A 16,376-nucleotide genomic window follows, 5' to 3' on the forward strand; every position below is an offset into this window, starting at 1 on the left:
GAAGAACCCATTACCAACGCTGCTTTAACAGGTTTGACTGGATACCCGCAATGAAATGGGTGTTCCCATAGTCTTTGGTCACAATTCCAGCTTCGAATTCATCACGGAAATATTTGATGGCGCTCTGTAGTGGTTCCACGGCCCCTGGTGCGTGAGCACAGAATGTATTACCTGGCCCAAGGAAACGACAGAGCTGTTCCAACGTTTCAATATCCCCGGGTTGCCCTTCCCCGCGCTCGATTGCGCGCAGGATTTTTACGCTCCACGGCAACCCGTCACGACATGGAGTACACCAGCCGCAAGATTCACGGGAAAAGAATTCTTCGAGATTACGCGTCAACGAAACCATATTAATTTCATGGTCAACTGCCATTGCCAAGGCCGTGCCCAAACGGCTGCCCGCTTTAGCAATATTTTCGAAATCCATTGGCAGATCCAGATGTTCAGCAGTCAGGAAGTCAGTCCCTGCCCCACCGGGCTGCCATGCTTTGAATTTCAAGCCGTCACGCATACCACCAGCATAATCTTCAAGAATTTCACGGGCAGTCGTACCAAATGGCAACTCCCACAAGCCCGGATTTTTCACCCGACCAGAGAAACCCATCAGTTTAGTGCCGGCATCTTTACTCTTGCCTGCACTCAGGCCGATATACCACTCTTTGCCGTATTCGAGAATTGAAGGAACGTTGCACAAGGTTTCAACGTTGTTGACGCAAGTAGGTTTACCCCATGCGCCGGAAGTGGCAGGAAATGGCGGTTTTGAACGAGGATTAGCTCGGCGACCTTCCAGTGAGTTAATCAGTGCGGTCTCTTCACCACAGATATAACGCCCCGCGCCGGTATGAACAAACAACTCAAAATCAAAGCCGCTGCCCATAATATTTTTACCCAACAAACCCGCAGCCTTAGCTTCTTCAATGGCTTTACGCAGATGCACAGCCGCTTCCACATATTCACCACGCAGGAAGATATAGCCACGATAAGCTTTCAGGGCAAATGCACTGATCAACATCCCTTCCACCAGCAAATGAGGAAGTTGCTCCATCAGCAAGCGATCTTTGTAGGTACCCGGCTCCATTTCATCTGCGTTACATAGCAGATAACGGATATTCATGCTTTCATCTTTTGGCATCAGGCTCCACTTCAAACCAGTAGAGAAACCTGCACCGCCACGGCCTTTCAGCCCGGCGTCTTTTACCAAAGAAACCACTTCATCTGGGGACATGCTTTTCAGTGCTTTCTCAGCACCACGATAACCACTTTTGCTACGGTACTCATCCAACCATACCGGTTGTTTGTCATCACGCAATCGCCAAGTAAGAGGATAATTTTCCTCAGTACGAATAATTTCTTTTATTCCTGAATATGCTGTCATGGATACTGCTCCAGTAACTTCTCAATCTCTTCAGGTCTGACAGAACTGTGCGTATCGTCATCGATCATCATGGTCGGGCCTTTGTCACAGTTACCCAGACAACAGGTTGGCAACAGCGTAAAACGCCCATCTTTCGTCGTCTGCCCCGGACAGATATTTAGATGTTTTTCAATTGCGGCCTGAACATCCTGATAACCGGTAATATGACAAACCACGCTGTCACAATAACGAATAATATGGCGGCCCACAGGTTGACGATAAATCTGGCTGTAGAATGTTGCCACACCTTCCACATCACTAGCGGGAATACCAAGCACATCAGCAATCGCGTAAATGGCACCATCTGGTACCCAACCACGATGCTTCTGTACGATTTTCAATGCTTCTATCGAAGCGGCGCGCGGATCTTCATAGTGGTGTTTTTCATGCTCAATAGCATCGTGCTCTTCAGTGCTCAGCACAAAATCTGCTTTTGCCTGAGACTCTGTTACGTTAACCACATCAAGGCGCGCTTGTTGAGCACTCGCGTTAATTTCACTTTGCATAGTTAGCGATCCACATCAGACATAACAAAATCGATACTGCCCAGATACACGATCAGGTCAGAAACTAAGCTACCGCGGATTACCGATGGGATCTGCTGCAAATGCGGATAACTCGGTGTACGAACGCGAGTACGGTAACTCACAGTACTGCCGTCGCTGGTGAGGTAATAACTGTTGATGCCCTTAGTGGCCTCAATCATTTGGAAAGATTCATTTGCTGGCATTACCGGTCCCCATGACACTTGCAAAAAGTGGTTAATCATGGTCTCAATATGCTGCAAAGTCCGTTCTTTCGGTGGTGGCGTCGTCAGTGGGTGATCTGCTTTGAATGGACCTTCAGGCATATTGTCCAGACACTGTTTCAAGATTCGCAAGCTCTGACGCACTTCTTCCACTTTCAACATCACGCGGTCATAACAGTCGCCGTTATTACCAATCGGCACGTCGAAATCGAAATTTTCATAGCCGGAGTATGGACGCCATTTACGCACATCAAACGCAATACCCGTTGCCCGCAAACCCGCTCCAGTGGTGCCCCATTCAAGAGCTTGTTTGGAATTATAAGCAGCAACCCCAATAGAACGGCCTTTCAGGATGCTGTTTTTCAGCGCCACTTTCACGTAGGAATCAAGGCGTTTAGGCATCCAGTTGAGGAAATCGCGCAATAATCTATCCCAACCACGCGGCAAATCATGAGCAACGCCGCCAATGCGGAACCACGCTGGGTGCATACGGAAACCGGTAATCGCCTCCACCAGATCATACACTTTCTGACGGTCAGTAAAGGCGAAGAACACCGGTGTCATCCCGCCAACGTCCTGAATGAAGGTCGAGATGTAGAGTAGGTGGCTGTTAATGCGGAACAATTCCGACAACATAACGCGAATGGTTTTTACCCGGTCAGGCACTTCAATTCCCGCCAGTTTCTCCACCGCCAGCACATAAGGCATTTCGTTAACACAACCGCCTAAGTATTCAATACGGTCTGTATAGGGAATATAACTGTGCCAAGATTGGCGCTCTCCCATCTTCTCCGCGCCACGATGGTGATAACCAATATCCGGGACACAATCGACAATCTCTTCACCATCCAGTTGCAGAATGATACGAAATGCCCCATGAGAAGAGGGATGGTTAGGACCAAGGTTAAGGAACATAAAGTCCTCATTCTCGGTACCCCGCTTCATTCCCCACTCTTCTGGTTTGAAAGTCAGCGCTTCCATTTCCAGATCTTCTTTCTGTCTGGTCAGTTCGAAAGGATCAAATTCTGTCGCACGAGCGGGATAATCCTTCCGCAGCGGATGCCCTTCCCAAGTCGGTGGCAACATAATGCGGCGCAGGTTTGGATGGCCGTTAAAGACAACGCCAAACATTTCCCATGTTTCACGCTCATACCAGTTGGCATTTGGGAACAGAGGAGTGGCAGTCGGAAGATTCAGGTCTTTTTCACTAAGGGCAACCTTCAACATGATATCGCGGTTACGCTCAATAGAAAGCAGGTGATAAAACACAGAAAAATCTGCCTCTGGCAGACCCTGGCGGTGAGTACGCTGGCGTTCATCCATGCCATGTAAATCGAACAACATGACATAAGGTTTAGGCCGCTTCTTCAAGAAAGTCATTACTTCTAGTAATTGTTCACGCTTCACCCAAACAACGGGTATACCAGTACGGGTTGGCTGAACAGTAAAGGCATCCGGGCCAAAGTGGTTACGCAGCTCACTCACGACCGGATCATCAAGATGGTCGTGAGTTTGCCACGCAGGCCGGGCGCTTTCTTGCGCTATCTGATCTATCATCATTTTTCACCACAACGCTTTGATCAGTGTTCGTTTTGATCAGGATTAGTATCGCAACACATTGCTCTGGTTACATTCATTAGGCTACTTTGAGTCACGCCTACTGTCTAAAGACAGGTTCTTAAACTTCGTCTGGCGTACGCAGATTTTTCACTGCAATACGTTCCCCGTGCTTACGTTCTCTTTCTGACTGCATATTGGCACGGTAAACCCCTTGATCTCCCACCATCCAAGACAGAGGACGACGCTCTTTGCCGATTGATTCCTGTAACAACAACAAAGCTTGCATATAAGCTTCAGGGCGGGGAGGACAGCCAGGAATATAAACGTCAACGGGGATAAATTTATCAACACCTTGAACTACCGAGTAAATATCGTACATACCACCAGAGTTGGCACAGGCTCCCATAGAGATAACCCACTTCGGCTCAAGCATCTGGTCATACAGGCGCTGAATAACCGGCGCCATTTTGGTAAAACAGGTTCCAGCGACCACCATAAAATCCGCCTGGCGGGGTGATGCACGTAAAACTTCAGCGCCAAAACGAGCGACATCATGAACAGCGGTAAATGATGTGGCCATTTCCACATAACAGCAGGAAAGACCAAAGTTGTAGGGCCACAGGGAGTTTTTACGTCCCCAATTCACCATATCATGCAGAGCATGCTCCAGTTTGCCCATGTAAACACTACGGTGAACATGCTGCTCCAGTGGGTCTGCGACAATTTCTTGTTTTTGCAGGGGATAACGGTCATTCTCACCGTTCGGATCTATGCGGGTGAGCGTATAATCCATCTTTAAATGCCTCGCTATTACTGCGGATGACTATTGTTAATGTTAATCACAACACTTGGTTTACTTACCTGGCGGCTTGAACGAGATGGCGTCCAATTCAGCGCCCCAATACGCACCAGATAAAACAAGCCTGCGAGTAACACCAAAATGAAAATGCTTGCTTCGATAAAGCCTAACCAGCCACTCTCTTTGATAGAGACTGACCATGCATATAAAAACAGCGCTTCAACATCGAAGATGACAAAGAACATAGCAACCAGATAGAACTTGGCCGACATACGGAGACGAGCACTACCGACAGAATCAATGCCAGATTCATAAGGGACATGTTTTGCCCGGGCTTTCGCTCTCCCGCCCAAGAAAAATGCCCCTAACAGCATCAAAGCACACAGACCGAAAGCACCTAAAAGAAATACCGCGAATGCCCAGTGATGGGCAAAGAGTTCAGTGGATGTTGACATACTCATTGCTTACTCATCAAAAGTGGTGTCAAAAGTGTCTGCTCTTTTGTCTGGCAGTGTTGCACCACATCGATTCAAGGGAAGGGGTAACAACCAAATCTGAAACACTGTTAATCAATGATTGATGGAGTGAATCTTCTTGGTTTTTACTCCTCTCAACAATATTTTGTCTGTTTTGACAAAATTAATCTAACATTTATTTACAAACAACAAACTTAGTCTTAACGAATCGTGCTGCCGCACTGCTAAAACGTGTCAGTTAACTGGCGCAAACAGTGTCGGAAGCTAGTTTAACCGATAACTCGCTTTTACTACATCATTATCTCAGGAAAAACCTGCCTTTCCACTGCTACATAGGGAGTATTTCTTTGATCAAGTACACAATTTGACAGAAAAAAATTTTACTGCTGATGATAATTCATTCAAATCTGAAGAAATTATATTTTTTATCCATTAGCGACGAGAAAAGTTCCCGTTCACTACAGAAATTCTTATTTCATCAATTCAGCAAATTATTACTTTGTTAACAATATAACAATTTGTTAACCAAATCAGGGGGTGTTAAGAAAAATGCCACCGTATATTTAATGATTACGATAACAACAGAATAAGGTGAATTTAGTTGATGATTACTTATAAATATATTCGAGGAGCTAATACCTCCTTCCATCCATAATGGAGGTATTAGCAAAGAGAAGTGTTTCAGATATTACTCATCAATAATATTATCATCCTCAGGAAGTTCTTCAGGAACACCCGTTATCGTGTATGGCGTTTTCTTATTCTCTATCGCACTAAAAACCGTCAGAACAGATTCACTTTGTTCATTACTATGTCTATACAGAGAGAACTGGGTTTCAGGTAAACGAGGAAGCCCTTCACTCTCCCCTAAAATACGCAGATCAGCATTTTGCATTTCCAAAGGACGGGCGGTAATACCGACTTCTGCATTCACTGCCGTGCGAACTGCCGACAGAGAAGCCGCTTCATAGGCAATCCGCCACGATACTCCCACCTCATCCAGCGTATCCAACGCCAACTGACGGAATGGGTTGGTTTCATCCATCACGACCAGTGGCACAGGCTCATTTGACTGTAGCTGGAAATCGGGAGCACAATGCCATAATACCGGTGTTGAGCGCAGAACAGTCCTTGGATGATGACTGATTTTTGCGGTTGTGAGTGCCAAATCGATCTCATGGTTATCCAGCATACTCTCAATAAACTGAGTACGCTTTATACGGACGTCTATTGCCATCCGTGGATAAACGGAAGCGATGCGATTTAACAAAAAAGGGAGCAGTGTATCCACCGTATCATCGGATGCACCGATTCTTAGTTCACCTTCTGCATCGCTATAGGTTAATGATGCGCTGGCATCATCGTTAGCGCGCAGAATTTGTCTTGCATAACCAAGAAGTTGAAGACCATGCTCTGTAAGAAGCTTATTACGGCCATGACGGGCAAACAACTCTCTGCCCACCAACTGCTCCAAACGTTGCATTTGCTGGCTTACAGCCGATTGCGTTCTGCATACTGCTGCTGCTGCTGCTGCAAAAGTATTTAAATCAGCAACAGCAACAAAAGTTCTTAGCAGATCGAGATCGAGATTCATTATCGGACGATTTGCATTTATCATTGTTTATTCATCACTTTTTTTTGATTTTAATTACTAACTAACCTGGTGTTTTTACGTAAGCACTATCAAATTAAATTAACATCGCTTAGACAGTACTCTACTCTATTAAATAGGGCAAAGATTTACTGCTGTTTTTTTACCTATTGAACCCATCGCGGGTTTTATTTTCTCCTCTTCTTAGCAAAAGTTACTCGGATTCCTAAATAAATTGAGGACAATCCCTATTTACAACACCCTATATGTGATTTCTAGTTTGATTATTTTGTTTTCTGACTCACGTCAAAGAATAACATAAGTTATATCAGAAAAACTAAATATAAAGTAAAAATCTACAATATCACTAATGTTTAATAATCCTATTCAGATAAATTTACAACTAGTTTCCAGAAATGATCAAAAATATTGTTTGATCTTTCTAAAATATATAGTTCTAAATTGCCAATTCAAGCCAAATCTTATACATAAGAATAAATTATACAAACACAACTATTTTTATTGGCAAATTGAGCTATGCTCACTTTCTCTCCACAATGGCACGGCCATGCTGTTATCACGTTAAAAATACCCCATTTCCACACTAAAAAACAACAACAACTCAGATTATAAATTTGATCTCATCAGTAAATTCAGAATTTAACGCTAACATAATTTATATAAAAAGATACTCAAATAACAACTCCCCTACTAAAACAACCATTTTAACCAAATATATCAATGCATCTTCAAAACATTCAGAGGGAGGAGTACATTAAATGTTACACGCTATATGCCAGGCGACCTTTTTTTGCCAAGATAAGGTAAGACTCTCTATGCTAGCAGTTAAAAAATCCAGCAAATTGGATGATGTTTGTTATGATATCCGCGGCCCCGTACTCAAGGAAGCTAAACGCCTTGAAGAAGAAGGCAATAAAGTCCTCAAATTAAATATTGGTAATCCAGCCCCCTTTGGTTTTGAAGCACCAGATGAAATCTTGGTAGATGTTATCCGTAACTTACCAACAGCACAGGGTTATTCAGATTCGAAAGGTCTGTATTCTGCACGCAAAGCTATCATGCAACATTATCAAGCCCGGAATATGATGGACGTGACCGTTGAAGATATTTATATCGGCAATGGTGTTTCTGAATTAATCGTTCAGGCAATGCAAGCATTACTGAATACCGGTGATGAAATGCTGGTTCCTGCACCTGATTACCCTCTCTGGACTGCGGCAGTTTCACTTTCCAGTGGCAAAGCCGTGCATTATATGTGTGATGAAGGGTCAGATTGGTTTCCTGACTTAAATGATATCCGCAACAAAATTACGCCCCGTACACGTGGGATTGTGATTATTAACCCTAATAATCCAACGGGTGCTGTATATAGTAAGGAGCTGTTGTTGGAAGTTGTTGAAATAGCCCGACAACACGATTTGATTATTTTTGCTGATGAGATTTACGACAAAATCTTATATGACGATGCCGAGCATCATTCAATTGCCGCCCTCGCGCCTGATCTGTTAACGGTAACATTTAATGGACTATCCAAAACATATCGGGTTGCCGGTTTTCGTCAAGGCTGGATGGTATTAAACGGCCCGAAGAAACATGCTAAGAGCTATATTGAAGGTTTGGAGATGCTGGCATCGATGCGTTTATGTGCCAATGTGCCAATGCAACACGCTATTCAAACTGCTTTAGGCGGTTACCAAAGTATCAGTGAATTCATTTTACCTGGTGGCCGTTTGTATGAGCAGCGTAACCGAGCATGGGAATTAATCAACCAAATCCCCGGCGTTTCCTGCGTGAAACCCAAAGGCGCTTTATATATGTTTCCAAAAATTGATGCAAAACGTTTTAATATTCACGATGACCAGAAGATGGTGCTTGACCTTTTATTACAAGAGAAAGTCTTGTTAGTGCAAGGAACCGCATTTAACTGGCCGGAACCTGACCATCTCCGCATCGTGACCCTACCAAGACTTGATGAACTGGAGATGGCAATTCAGAAATTTGCCCGATTTATTGGCAAATATCATCAGTAAAAAGTAAGAGCCGTTTATATACCCTATGGATTTCAAGATGCATCGCAACGGCAAGGGAGTGAATTCCCGGGAGCATAGGTAACTATGTGACCGGGGGTAAGCGAGTGCAGCCAACAAAGAGGCAACTTGAGGGATAACGGGTATAGAAAAATATCGCTGATAACGGACATTATTCATACCATGCGTTCTATCGGAAAAGAAGAAAACTTATTTCTTCTATTATTCCGATAAGTCTAGCCTACCCACTTTTTCTTCACGGGTGGAAACCTCACCTGTCAGATAGAAATCCTTGATAACCACTTCCATAACGCTCTTTATTGATACCCAATAATCACTCTCTGCAAAATAAGGTCAATAAATTTCCATTTTTTACCGGTAACACAGACTAATTTTTTTATTTTTATAGGCGATTTTTGCAGTGATTATATAAGGCATTAGCAAGATATAAAAGAATTAAACATTGCATTTATTAAACTTAATAAAAGAGAACACCTGAATAAATAACAATCTATTGTAAATTATATGAAATTTTTGTATATAAATTGTATGCAAAATGGAGTAAAAACATAAATTTACTTCAAAAAAGATATCTATTACGATTATAACATTGCTATTTAATAATAAATTAAAATTAATCATATTAATATTGATATATAACTTGGATACCCGTTTAGATAAATAGCAGATTTCCCTATGAAAACAAGGGATAAAAATAAGAAACGATTTTAAGGTTTACTTTACCCCTCTCCACCGCCCACAATAAAAACAATATTTACTGTAAGAGATGATTATGAGCCACTTTTTTGCCCACCTTTCCCGTTTGAAACTGATTAACCGTTGGCCCCTAATGCGCAATGTACGTACAGAAAATGTATCTGAACATAGCTTACAGGTGGCCTTTGTCGCACACGCCTTAGCTATTATCAAAAACCGCAAATTTGGTGGCAATGTGAATGCTGAACGCATTGCGTTGCTGGCTATGTATCACGATGCCAGCGAAGTTATTACCGGAGATTTACCCACTCCGGTCAAATATCACAATCCAGATATCGCACGGGAATACAAAAAAATAGAAAAAATCGCACAGAAAAAATTACTGGAAATGCTGCCAACAGAGCTGCAAGAAGATTTCCGTCCAATCCTAGATGACAGTCAGCATACAACAGAAGAAACTTTTATCATTAAACAGGCCGATTCCCTGTGTGCTTACCTCAAATGTCTGGAAGAGTTATCGGCAGGTAACCATGAATTCAATCTGGCGAAAGCCCGACTTGAAAAAACCCTGGCTGATCGTCACAGCCAGGAGATGGATTACTTTATGACAGTTTTTGTACCGGGATTCAGCCTGTCATTGGACGAAATTAGCCTTGATATTCCACATTAGAATGGAAACAACCAAGGGATAACCAGCACACTTATCACCATCACCAGCAAAGTGAACGGCACGCCCAAACGGACAAAATCGGAGAACTTATAACCACCGGGGCCAAGCACCAGCGTATTCACTGGGGACGAAACCGGGGTCATAAATGCGGCAGAAGCTGCCACACCAATAATCATGGCAAATGGCATGGGAGATACGGCCATTTCACGTGCAGCAGCAATAGCTATCGGTGCCATTAATACCGCCGTTGCCGTATTAGAAATAAACAAACCGATGACGGCACAAAGTATAAACAGACATACCAGCATCACCCTCGGCCCCATATCACCCGCAATATCCATCAAGCCACGGACAATCAGATCAACCCCGCCCGTCTTCTGTAATGCCAGTGCAAACGGCATCATCCCGACAATCAGGATAATACTGGGCCAATGAATAGAGCGGTACGCACTTTCCATATCGATACAACGGAATTTTCCCATCAACAGGCAAGCTATCAATGCGGCAATCACATTGGGGACTTCATCGGTAAGCATCATGGCTACCATCAGCGCCAAACTAAAAAGCGCATGTGGCGCTTGAGATGTCGCCGGGGCCACCTCTTCGATCTCAACCGGCAGATTAAGGACAATAAAATCACGCATTTTGGTTTGCAGGACACGTATCAGTTTCCAATCACCAATAACCAGCAAAATATCGCCAAGTTGCAGTGGCGCATCGACCAGTTTACCCGACAACGATTCACCATCACGTCGAATACCAACAACATTCAAACCATAGCAGGTACGAAAACCTATTTCCCGCAGTGACTTACCCAATAAATCCGACTCTGGGATCAGAGAGACTTCAGCCATACCTACGTTACGCGATTGTTCAGAGAAATACTCCCCGCGCAGCACCATCGGTTCTAATAATTGCTCACTGCAAAATTGACGCAGATCCACCTCACTGTCCGACATATCAACCAGCAACACATCCCGTTCTCTCAATTCTGTATTGCCCATCGCACTGACCATAACGCGCCGGAAACGCCGCCAACGCTCGATACCAACGACATTAGCCCCGTAGCGAGCACGCAAATTTGACTCATCAAGAGAAAGACCTATCAGCGGGGAACCTGGGCGAATCGCCAGGCGACGCGCGCGACCTGATAATTTATAGTCGCGGATAAGGTCACGGAAAGTACGACGATGCCATTTATCATGGCCTTTATCCGATTGATCATTTCCCAACCAATGGCGAGCGATCAGCATATAACCCATACCGGCAAACAGAATCAAAATACCAATCGGTGTAATAGAGAAGAATTTGAAACCGGGAAGCCCTTCCCGTATCAACTCACTGTTAACCACCATATTGGGAGGCGTCGCTACCAATGTCATCATGCCACTGATAAGCCCGGCAAAACTCAAGGGCATCATCAACCGCCCCGGCGAAATTTTCATCCTTACCGCAACACTGAGCACCACCGGAATGAAAATCGCGACCACACCCGTAGAGCTCATAAAAGCACCAAGCCCTGCAACCGTCATCATCAGCAATGCCAACATTTTGGTTTCGCTGTTTCCGGCAACTCTTACCAGCCAGTCCCCCATTTGATAAGCAACGCCAGTTCTTACCAATCCTTCACCAATAACAAACAGGGCCGCTATCAGCAACACATTGGGATCACTAAAACCGCTGGTCGCTTCACCGAGCGTCAACGTTCCACTCATGACAAACGCGATAATCACCAATAATGCAACAATATCCATGCGCAGTTTATTGGTAGTAAAAAGAACAATAGCTATCAGCAGCAGGGTCAATACCCACAAGAGTTCGCTATTCAAAATGGCCTCTATCAACAAAGAAGAAGATATTAGTGTCAAAAACTTGGCTAGTAGACCATTTTATTAAGGGAAAATCTCCAGTTGCGATCAACAATGTGTCCACTTTTCGTCATGAACTATCATCTCTGATTTTCCAGTACATTGACTGCAATAATCTAGCAACGGCTCTCTCCTGGTTCAAATATCATCAAGAAACGAACGATCGAGTTGTTTAAATGCGCGTTTCAGCAGTTCTGCGAGAGATTGATAAGTTGGCGTTTGCTGCACAGGCGCCATTGCGATACCTGCTGCGGCAAATTTATCACGGATTTCATGAAACCATTTCAGCAATGCCGAGGGTAACGGGGTTGATGCCCGTTTCCCCAACCACCATAACCCTTGCATCGGTAAACTACAGGCGAACAGTGCTGTCGCCACCGCTGGACCAAGCTGACCACCCAGTGCGATTTGCCACGTCAGAGTAAAAATAGCCAACGGCGGCATAAACCGGATACCAAAGCGGGTTGCCTTAATAATCCGATTTTCAGGAAACATGGGTGCCAACTGTTTCTCAATCGGCCAAGTTTTCATGTATTGCTGTCCCAGTTGCATCTTTCTCAGCCATCCATTACTGGTGGGAGGTATTGCGCTCATCATGACCTCAATCAATTAAAAACACATTTTTTAAAAAAACATTGTAAATGATAAAATATTTTTTGTAGGATTAAGTATATTTTGTCTTTGCTGCTCGCTATCGGTATCCTACATCCACTTTTATGTTATACACAGCAGCAAAGCGGCATATTTTACTTTTTTTACTGCGCTTAGGCTCATTTTGTTAACAAATCACGCTATCTCTTAACATCAGAGCAGGCAAAAAAGGTTTTTTGAAAATTTAAACCTTATCATCATGCTCTTTGCACTTAGCATGATGTTAATCATTTAATGTCATCACCATATGCTCTACGCTGATGAGTAATTGACGTTTTATTAATCACATGTCTTATCTGTAAGACTCAATGACAAACACGATATAGGTACTTCCATGTCAAGTAAGCTGGTACTGGTCCTCAATTGCGGTAGCTCTTCTCTGAAATTTGCTATCATCGATCCTGCTAACGGTGAAGAATATCTTTCTGGTCTAGCTGAATGTTTTAACCTGCCTGAAGCCCGCATTAAGTGGAAAATAGATGGCGCAAAACATGAAGCCGCTTTAGGTGCTGGTGCAGCCCACAGTGAAGCATTGAACTTTATTGTTAATACGATTCTGGCCGAAAAACCAGAACTTTCTGATCAAATCGCCGCAATCGGCCACCGCATTGTTCACGGCGGTGAAAAATTCACGGCATCCGTTACCATCAATGATGAAGTGATTCAAGGGATTAAAGATGCGGTTCCATTCGCACCATTGCACAACCCTGCTCACCTGATTGGCATTGAAGAAGCAAAAAAAGGGTTCCCACACCTGGCTGACAAAAACGTTGCTGTATTCGATACCGCTTTCCATCAGACCATGCCAGAAGAGGCTTACCTCTATGCCCTGCCATACAACCTGTATAAAGAGCACGGTATTCGTCGCTATGGCGCTCATGGAACCAGCCACTTCTTCGTTTCCCGTGAAGCAGCAAAAACGCTCAACAAACCGGTTGAAGAGCTGAATGTTATCGTCTGCCACTTGGGTAATGGTGGCTCTATCTCGGCTATCGTTAATGGTCAATGTGTTGACACCTCTATGGGATTGACACCACTGGAAGGTCTGGTAATGGGTACCCGCAGTGGTGACATCGACCCAGCAATCATTTTCCATCTGCATGATTCACTGGGTATGAGCGTTGAACAAATCAACAAACTGTTGACCAAAGAATCTGGCTTACTCGGTCTGACCGAAGTCACCAGTGATTGCCGTTATATAGAAGATAACTATGCAACCAAAGCCGATGCTAAACGCGCGATGGATGTCTACTGCCACCGTTTGGCTAAATACGTTGGTGCTTATTCCGCACTAATGGAAGGCCGCTTGGATGCCATTATCTTTACCGGTGGTATTGGTGAAAACTCCGCACTGGTTCGTGAACAGGTGATGAAAAAACTGGCCCTGTTAGGTTTCGAATACGATCACGACCGTAACCTGGCGGCCCGCTTCGGTAAATCCGGTGCTATCACTACTGACAACAGCCGTCCTGCTTTAGTGATCCCAACCAATGAAGAATTGGTGATCGCTCAAGATGCAGCACGCCTGACCGCGTAATAATTTTACCCACTGCCAGCCACTGCTGGCAGTCCTATTCTTGACCAACGAGCAACCGTAAAGAGGTTTCCGTGTCCCGTACAATTATGTTAATCCCTACTAGCACCAGCGTCGGCTTGACCAGTGTTAGTTTAGGTGTCATCCGCTCAATGGAACAAAAAGGCGTCAGCCTGAGTGTTTTCAAACCTATCGCCCAGCCTCGTTGCCGTGCCGCCCAAGATCAAACCACCACCATCATCCGCGCTAATTCCAGCATAAAGACCGCTGAACCGCTGGACATGGCACATGTGGAATCTTTGCTGACAACCAATCAGAAAGATGTGCTGATGGAAAAGATCGTGGCCCTTTACCACGAAAATACCAAAGACGCAGAAGTCATTCTGATTGAAGGTCTGGTTCCAACCCGTAAACATTCATTCGCTCAATCTCTCAACTATGAAATTGCCAAGACCCTGAACGCTGAAATCGTATTCGTCTTGGCGCTAGGTAACGATTCCCCGGAACAGTTGAAAGAACGTGTTGAACTGGCGCGTGCTGAATTTGGCGGCAGCAAAAACCAGAACATTACCGGTGTTATTATCAACAAACTGAATGCGCCGGTTGATGATCAAGGCCGTACTCGTCCAGATTTGTCAGAAATCTTTGACGAATCCTCAAAAGCCATCGTATCCAACATCGATCCGAACACGCTGTTCAAAAATAGCCCATTGCCAATTCTGGGTTGCATTCCGTGGAGTTTTGACCTGATTGCAACCCGAGCAATTGATATGGCAAAACACCTGAACGCCCGTATTATCAACGAAGGTGCAATCAAAACCCGTCGTGTGAAATCTGTGACTTTCTGTGCCCGCAGCATTCCACACATGTTAGAGCACTTCCGTCCCGGTTCTCTGCTGGTCACTTCGGCTGATCGTCCAGACGTTCTGGTTTCAGCCTGTCTGGCGGCGATGAACGGGGTTGAAATCGGTGCAATCCTGCTGACTGGTGGCTATGCCATCGATGAGCCGATTAAGCAATTATGTGAACGCGCCTTCAGCACTGGCCTGCCCGTCTTTATGGTTGATACCAACACCTGGCAAACTTCCCTGAGCTTGCAAAGTTTCAGCCTGGAAGTCCCGGCAGATGACCATGAACGCATCGAAAAACTGCAAAACTACGTCGCACACCACATCAACAAAGAGTGGATCGACTCCCTGACAGCAAACTCTGAGCGCCCACACCGCCTCTCTCCACCTGCATTCCGTTATCAATTAACCGAACTGGCGCGCAAAGCAGGCAAACGCGTTGTTCTGCCGGAAGGTGACGAACCTCGTACCGTGAAAGCGGCATCTATCTGTGCTGATCGTGGTATCGCGCGATGTGTTCTGCTGGGTGATCCAGAAGAGATCCGTCGGGTTGCCGCGGCTCAGGGGGTAGAACTGGGTGCAGGTATTGAAATTGTTGATCCCGTTGCTGTACGTGAGCGTTATGTCGCACGTCTGGTTGAACTGCGTAAAAACAAAGGCATGACCGAAGTCGTTGCACGTGAACAACTGGAAGACAACGTTGTTCTGGGTACGTTGATGCTGGAACAGGGTGAAGTTGATGGTTTGGTTTCCGGTGCGGTACACACCACGGCAAACACCATCCGCCCACCATTGCAGTTAATCAAAACTGCGCCGGGTAGCTCACTGGTATCATCCGTATTCTTTATGCTGCTGCCGGAACAGGTTCTGGTCTATGGTGACTGTGCAATCAATCCAGATCCGACTGCTGAACAACTGTCTGAAATTGCTATTCAATCGGCGGATTCAGCTAAAGCATTTGGTATCGAACCGCGCGTTGCCATGATCTCCTACTCTACCGGCAACTCCGGTGCAGGTAGTGATGTTGAGAAAGTTCGTGAAGCAACCCGTTTAGCGCAGGAAAAACGCCCAGATCTGATCATTGACGGCCCATTGCAATATGACGCCGCGATCATGGCAGATGTGGCGAAATCTAAAGCACCAAATTCACCGGTTGCTGGTCAAGCTACCGTGTTCATCTTCCCAGATCTGAACACGGGCAACACCACCTATAAAGCGGTACAACGTTCTGCGGATCTGGTTTCTATCGGGCCAATGCTGCAAGGTATGCGTAAACCGGTGAACGATTTGTCCCGTGGCGCTTTGGTAGACGATATCGTTTACACCGTTGCACTGACGGCGATTCAATCGGCACAGGGAGAAGCGTAACCGTTTCTTACCCATAGCAGATTAATAACTGATATAAGGCTGAATCCTGTACTTCACTGGATTCAGCCTTTTTATTTTCAGACT

At 45.0% G+C, this 16,376-nt stretch carries 12 protein-coding genes; 4 read left to right on the forward strand and 8 right to left on the reverse strand.

Annotation, left to right across the window (positions count from 1 at the left end):
• Positions 1 to 10: 10 nt before the first annotated feature.
• The 6 genes from nuoF to hexA form a co-directional block, all read right to left on the reverse strand.
• The gene (nuoF, locus tag SLS51_RS09730) at positions 11 to 1,375 is read right to left on the reverse strand and encodes an NADH-quinone oxidoreductase subunit NuoF (RefSeq protein ID WP_323837778.1); all 1,365 of its coding nucleotides are present in this window, start codon (positions 1,373 to 1,375) and stop codon (positions 11 to 13) included.
• The gene (gene nuoE, locus SLS51_RS09735) at positions 1,372 to 1,920 is read right to left on the reverse strand and encodes an NADH-quinone oxidoreductase subunit NuoE (RefSeq protein WP_011147303.1); all 549 of its coding nucleotides are present in this window, start codon (positions 1,918 to 1,920) and stop codon (positions 1,372 to 1,374) included. Before nuoE ends, nuoF begins: the two co-directional genes overlap by 4 nt.
• A 2-nt stretch (positions 1,921 to 1,922) precedes the next feature.
• The gene (nuoC, locus tag SLS51_RS09740) at positions 1,923 to 3,722 is read right to left on the reverse strand and encodes an NADH-quinone oxidoreductase subunit C/D (protein ID WP_323837781.1); all 1,800 of its coding nucleotides are present in this window, start codon (positions 3,720 to 3,722) and stop codon (positions 1,923 to 1,925) included.
• A gap of 118 nt (positions 3,723 to 3,840) precedes the next feature.
• Positions 3,841 to 4,515: a NuoB/complex I 20 kDa subunit family protein gene (locus SLS51_RS09745; protein WP_323837783.1), complete on the reverse strand. Its 675-nt coding sequence runs from the start codon at positions 4,513 to 4,515 to the stop codon at positions 3,841 to 3,843.
• A 17-nt stretch (positions 4,516 to 4,532) separates the two neighbouring features.
• Positions 4,533 to 4,982: an NADH-quinone oxidoreductase subunit A gene (locus SLS51_RS09750; RefSeq protein ID WP_011147306.1), complete on the reverse strand. Its 450-nt coding sequence runs from the start codon at positions 4,980 to 4,982 to the stop codon at positions 4,533 to 4,535.
• A gap of 703 nt (positions 4,983 to 5,685) precedes the next feature.
• Positions 5,686 to 6,615, reverse strand: coding sequence for a transcriptional regulator HexA (gene hexA, locus SLS51_RS09755; RefSeq protein WP_323837786.1), 930 nt, complete (start codon positions 6,613 to 6,615; stop codon positions 5,686 to 5,688).
• An 809-nt stretch (positions 6,616 to 7,424) separates the two neighbouring features.
• Between hexA and SLS51_RS09760 the strand changes: the two genes are divergently transcribed.
• Both SLS51_RS09760 and yfbR read left to right on the forward strand, forming a co-directional pair.
• Positions 7,425 to 8,639 (forward strand): pyridoxal phosphate-dependent aminotransferase, encoded by a 1,215-nt coding sequence (locus SLS51_RS09760; RefSeq protein ID WP_323837857.1) that lies wholly within the window; start codon positions 7,425 to 7,427, stop codon positions 8,637 to 8,639.
• Positions 8,640 to 9,429: 790 nt separating this feature from the next.
• Positions 9,430 to 10,023, forward strand: a complete 594-nt coding sequence (gene yfbR, locus SLS51_RS09765) for a 5'-deoxynucleotidase (protein ID WP_323837788.1) — start codon at positions 9,430 to 9,432, stop codon at positions 10,021 to 10,023.
• Here the strand turns inward: yfbR and SLS51_RS09770 are convergent.
• Both SLS51_RS09770 and yfbV read right to left on the reverse strand, forming a co-directional pair.
• Positions 10,020 to 11,852 (reverse strand): SLC13 family permease, encoded by a 1,833-nt coding sequence (locus SLS51_RS09770; protein WP_323837790.1) that lies wholly within the window; start codon positions 11,850 to 11,852, stop codon positions 10,020 to 10,022. The genes yfbR and SLS51_RS09770 overlap by 4 nt on opposite strands.
• 177 nt (positions 11,853 to 12,029) lie before the next feature.
• Positions 12,030 to 12,485 (reverse strand): terminus macrodomain insulation protein YfbV, encoded by a 456-nt coding sequence (yfbV, locus tag SLS51_RS09775; protein ID WP_323837859.1) that lies wholly within the window; start codon positions 12,483 to 12,485, stop codon positions 12,030 to 12,032.
• Positions 12,486 to 12,876: 391 nt separating this feature from the next.
• Here yfbV and ackA point away from each other — a divergent pair, with 391 nt between their 5' ends.
• Positions 12,877 to 14,079 (forward strand): acetate kinase, encoded by a 1,203-nt coding sequence (ackA, locus tag SLS51_RS09780; RefSeq protein ID WP_323837792.1) that lies wholly within the window; start codon positions 12,877 to 12,879, stop codon positions 14,077 to 14,079.
• A gap of 86 nt (positions 14,080 to 14,165) precedes the next feature.
• On the forward strand, positions 14,166 to 16,292 hold the full coding sequence (gene pta, locus SLS51_RS09785; RefSeq protein WP_323837861.1) for a phosphate acetyltransferase: 2,127 nt from the start codon (positions 14,166 to 14,168) through the stop codon (positions 16,290 to 16,292).
• Positions 16,293 to 16,376 lie beyond the last annotated feature (84 nt).

The sequence above is a fragment of the Photorhabdus africana genome, from assembly GCF_035181445.1.
Taxonomy (GTDB): Bacteria; Pseudomonadota; Gammaproteobacteria; order Enterobacterales; family Enterobacteriaceae; genus Photorhabdus; species Photorhabdus laumondii.

Coding starts and splice junctions, on each gene's coding strand:
- nuoF (WP_323837778.1), bottom strand. CDS start 1,375: ATGACAGCATATTCAGGAATAAAAGAAATTATTCGTACTGAGGAAAAT.
- nuoE (WP_011147303.1), bottom strand. CDS start 1,920: ATGCAAAGTGAAATTAACGCGAGTGCTCAACAAGCGCGCCTTGATGTG.
- nuoC (WP_323837781.1), bottom strand. CDS start 3,722: ATGATGATAGATCAGATAGCGCAAGAAAGCGCCCGGCCTGCGTGGCAA.
- SLS51_RS09745 (WP_323837783.1), bottom strand. CDS start 4,515: ATGGATTATACGCTCACCCGCATAGATCCGAACGGTGAGAATGACCGT.
- SLS51_RS09750 (WP_011147306.1), bottom strand. CDS start 4,982: ATGAGTATGTCAACATCCACTGAACTCTTTGCCCATCACTGGGCATTC.
- hexA (WP_323837786.1), bottom strand. CDS start 6,615: ATGATAAATGCAAATCGTCCGATAATGAATCTCGATCTCGATCTGCTA.
- SLS51_RS09760 (WP_323837857.1), top strand. CDS start 7,425: ATGCTAGCAGTTAAAAAATCCAGCAAATTGGATGATGTTTGTTATGAT.
- yfbR (WP_323837788.1), top strand. CDS start 9,430: ATGAGCCACTTTTTTGCCCACCTTTCCCGTTTGAAACTGATTAACCGT.
- yfbV (WP_323837859.1), bottom strand. CDS start 12,485: ATGAGCGCAATACCTCCCACCAGTAATGGATGGCTGAGAAAGATGCAA.
- ackA (WP_323837792.1), top strand. CDS start 12,877: ATGTCAAGTAAGCTGGTACTGGTCCTCAATTGCGGTAGCTCTTCTCTG.
- pta (WP_323837861.1), top strand. CDS start 14,166: ATGTTAATCCCTACTAGCACCAGCGTCGGCTTGACCAGTGTTAGTTTA.